Origin of the sequence: Streptomyces sp. NPDC059564 (assembly GCF_042735575.1) — a bacterium.
In the GTDB taxonomy this organism is placed as follows: Bacteria; Actinomycetota; Actinomycetes; order Streptomycetales; family Streptomycetaceae; genus Streptomyces.
The window spans coordinates 1-3686 of sequence record NZ_JBHWBP010000535.1; the positions used below are offsets into that span (position 1 = coordinate 1).

At 74.0% G+C, this 3686-nt stretch carries 4 protein-coding genes; all 4 read right to left on the minus strand.

Annotated features, from left to right (window positions below; translation table 11 throughout):
* Nucleotides 1–429 (minus strand): hypothetical protein (locus tag ACFV0Q_RS39630; RefSeq protein WP_385012716.1); only part of this gene is annotated, 429 nt, incomplete at its 3' end.
* Between the two features lie 262 nt (nucleotides 430–691).
* Complete coding sequence (locus ACFV0Q_RS39635; protein ID WP_385012717.1) at nucleotides 692–1519, minus strand: MOSC domain-containing protein; 828 nt, start codon at nucleotides 1517–1519, stop codon at nucleotides 692–694.
* Between the two features lie 73 nt (nucleotides 1520–1592).
* Nucleotides 1593–2117, minus strand: a complete 525-nt coding sequence (locus ACFV0Q_RS39640; protein ID WP_385012719.1) for a DUF6643 family protein — start codon at nucleotides 2115–2117, stop codon at nucleotides 1593–1595.
* Between the two features lie 271 nt (nucleotides 2118–2388).
* Complete coding sequence (locus ACFV0Q_RS39645; RefSeq protein WP_385012721.1) at nucleotides 2389–3597, minus strand: glycosyltransferase; 1209 nt, start codon at nucleotides 3595–3597, stop codon at nucleotides 2389–2391.
* Nucleotides 3598–3686: the final 89 nt, after the last annotated feature.

Sequence of the window (3686 nt, forward strand, 5' to 3'; positions counted from 1 at the left end):
GTCAAGCGGCTGCCCCACCAGCCGTCCCTTGATGTCGGTCCATATCCGGAACCGGTCCCCGGGCAGGGGCGGTTCCTCCGCCGCCGGGACCGTGCCCTGATGGCTGCTGCCGTCCGGCGCCGTCCACGAGGCCACGATCGGCGTCCGCCCCGGTGCCTGCCGCTGCGCGGCCGGATCCGCGGCCGCCCCGGCGACCGGTCCCGCTGCCGGGGAGACCACCACCGCCGGGACCAGGTACCGCTCGTGCCGCTGCTCCCGCGCGGCCCGCTGCAGCGTGCCGTCCACCTTCAATCCGGCGGCGCAGCCGACGGCCGGAGCCACCAGCAGGACGCACACGAGGGCCGCGAAGGCCACCCACGCCTCGAATCGATCCGTCGGCCGGCGCAGCGGATTGCGCCGCCAACGCCACACTCCCATTGCTGTCCGCACGGTCCGGCACCCCCTTGCCCCGTCTGCCTGCGCGTTCCAGCCTTCCGCATGTCCGGCGAACGCGCATTCCGGGATATGCGGGACGTGTGTCACCCGATCCGGTGCTCCTGATCGCGGTGGGTGCGCGCACGTCTTGCATGCTCCAACGGCCCCGCGTCGCCCGTTGGTTCCAGTGGACACCGGGAGCCCCTCGAAGGTGTCATTCCACCCGCCGTGGTCAGTGGCGTGCGGGGCTCGGCCGGTGCTGCGGGGTCGTCCGCGCTCACTCCAGCACGCGCACCTCGTCGCCCACCCGCACCGTGCCCAGGACCACCGGCACCAGCTGCCGCCCGAAGGCGAGCGACTTGCCGATCCGCCGGTGCGCGGCCAGCGTCTTCAGCGGTTCCCGCCCGCGCTCGGCCGTCTCCTGGTCGGTGGTGGTGACGATGCAGCGCCCGCACTCGCGCACGCCCCGGAAGACGGCGTCGCCGATCGCGATGCGCCGCCAGCCGTCCTCGGCCCAGGCCCCGGCCGGCCCGCCGACCACCACGTTCGGGCGGAACCGGTTCATGGGCAGCGGCCCCTCCAGCGGATGCTCGCCCCGGGCGATCAGCGCGTTGAGGGCGTCCAGTGAGGCGGAGGTGGTCAGGAGCAGCGGATACGCGTCGGCGAGACTCACCGTCTCGCCGGGCAGCGCGTAATCGGGGTCCACGGGCCGGCGTACGGCCGGGTCGTCGAGGTGGACCAGCCGCGCGGGCAGCCCCAGGTACGTACTGAACCAGTCGGCGGCGGCACTGGCCGCGACGACCGTGTCGATCTTCTTGCCGAACAGGACCACCGGCTCCAGCGGGCCCGGCTCGGGCACCTCCACGACCAGCTCCGCCATGCCCGGCCCGGACAGCAGGACGCGCCCGCCGTCCAGCGGGCGCGCCGAAGCCAACGCCAGCCGCGCCTGCTGGCGTTGGGTGATGACCGTGCCCGCCGTGTCGACCACCGCCCACCGGCGGTCACCGGACAGACCCCAGGGCTCCACGGCCACCTCGTCGGGAGCAGTCCCCGCTACCGACTTGACGGGGTGGACGTGGAGCGACTGGACGTACAAGTTCGACATGGAGCCATGGTGCCAGCCGCTCCTGCCGGAGCCCCAGCGCGTTTCGCGCAGGGCACAGTGCCCGGGGGCCGGGTCAGTAGCCGCGCCCCTGGTACTGGCGGCCGTACGGGTCCTCGTACGAGGGCACCTGCGCGGGCGTCGGCACCGGCCTCGGGGCCGCCGGGCGCATGGCCTCGTACCCGGTGCCGGTCGCGACCGGGCGGGGCTGCTGGGGCTGGGGCTGGGGAACGTACCCCGCGCGGGCCGCCATCGGCTGCTGCTGCGGGATGTACGGCGCGGGCGCGTGCTGCAGGGGCATCGGCATCTGCATCGGCTGCTGCTGAACGCCCTGCTGCGGGTATGCGTACCCGTACCCCGGGCCGCCCTGCTGCTGCGGCATCGAGGGCGCGGCCGGGAGGGCGGGCAGCGCGGACGGGAGGGCCGGCAGGTACCCACCGCTCGAGTAACCGGCACTGGGCGACTCGTAGGCGGCCGGAACGCGGATCGGGGCGATCTGCGGAGTGCCGCGTTCGGCGACGAGGGAGTCGTAGATGGGGGTGTCCGGGAAGGAGGGCGCGGAGTAGTAACCGCCGCCATAAGTGGAGCGGGGGGAGGTCATGGGACCTAAGTTAAGCCCACGACTTCACGGGGTCCATAGCGAGGTGCCGTCAACACCGCCCTGACCTGCATATTCGCAGGTCAGGGCCACAGCTTTCACTTGACGTTCACCTGCACGATTCGCCACTTGCACCCCGTCTTGTTCCTACTCGTACTCACCGGTTGGGTGTTGCACCTATCTGCCGCTGACAGAGCGTCACAATGCGGTGACCTCGGATGACGTTCCCTCAGCCGGTGCTCGGCCGGTGTCCGGCGGCCGGGATCCGGGCGTTTCAGACATCGGTGGGCCGGGCGTAGGTGCGCCCCTTCCAGGCGGCGCCGCGCCCCCGGTAGTGCTGGACGGCGGAGTCCACCGTCATCAGCAGGTACAGCAGCGCCGTAAGCGGAAGCAGCGGAGCGAGCACCGCGGGCTGGCGGTAGTGGCGCAGCATCGGCAGGTAGGTGCCGGCCATCAGCAGCCAGGCCAGACCCCCCGCCCAGGCCACCGCGGGCCGCCCGGCCGCGAGCCCCGCGAAGAGGGCGGCCGGCGGCACCAGGTAGACGAGGACCAGCCCGGCCACCGTCCCCGCCAGCAGCAGCGGCTGGTGGCGCAGCTGGGCGTACGCGCTGCGCGACACCATCCGCCACAGGTCCCCGAGCCGGGGGTACGGACGCACGCTGTCCACCCGCTCCGCCAGGCCCAGCCAGATCCGGCCGCCGGAACGCTGGACCGCGCGGGCGAGGGAGACGTCGTCGATGACGGCCTGCCGGATCGAGTCGGGGACGTCGGCGCGGACGGCGGCCGCGGTGCGCAGCAGCACGCAGCCGCCGGCCGCCGCGGCGGTCCGGGCGGCGGGGCGGTTGATCCGGCGGAAGGGGTACAGCTGGGCGAAGAAGTACACGAAGGCGGGTACGACGAGCCGCTCCCACGGGCTGACCACGCGCAGCCGTGCCATCTGGGAGACGAGGTCGAGCCCGGCGGTGGTGGCCGCGGCGACGAGTTCGCGGAGGCTGTCGGGCTCGTGCGCGATGTCGGCGTCCGTGAGCAGCAGGAACTCCGGCCCGGGGGCGCCGCCGTGGCCCGCGCTCCCGTTGACCTGGGTGAAGGCGTACGCGGCGCGGGCGTGGGCGATGCCGTGGCGCAGGGCCCACAGCTTGCCCGTCCACCCGGGCGGGGGGTCCCCGGGGGAGATCACGGTCAGGGGCAGGCCCGGCTGCTCGGCGGCCAGGCGCAGGGCGAGTACGGCGGTGCCGTCGGTGCTGCCGTCGTCCACGAGGACGATCGCGGCGTCGCCGGGGTAGTCCTGGGCGAGGAGGGAGGGAAGGCTGCGGGGCAGCACCTCGGCCTCGTCCCGGGCCGGGACGACGATGGCGACGGAGGGCCAGCGGGCGGGGGCGGTGCGCGGGGGGAGGCGGACGTCGGTGCGCCAGAACATGCCCTGGGCGAGGGTGAGCCAGAGCCAGGCGGCGAGGGAGGCGTAGGCGGCGATGAGGAGGCCCATCCCCGCAGTGTGCCGAACCACAGCCACCCGGGTCCCGCACCGCACCGCAAAGGACCCCCGCCGCCGGGCGGAGCGCAACTCCCGGGTGC

Coding starts and splice junctions, on each gene's coding strand:
- ACFV0Q_RS39645 (WP_385012721.1), bottom strand. CDS start 3,597: ATGGGCCTCCTCATCGCCGCCTACGCCTCCCTCGCCGCCTGGCTCTGG.
- ACFV0Q_RS39635 (WP_385012717.1), bottom strand. CDS start 1,519: ATGTCGAACTTGTACGTCCAGTCGCTCCACGTCCACCCCGTCAAGTCG.
- ACFV0Q_RS39640 (WP_385012719.1), bottom strand. CDS start 2,117: ATGACCTCCCCCCGCTCCACTTATGGCGGCGGTTACTACTCCGCGCCC.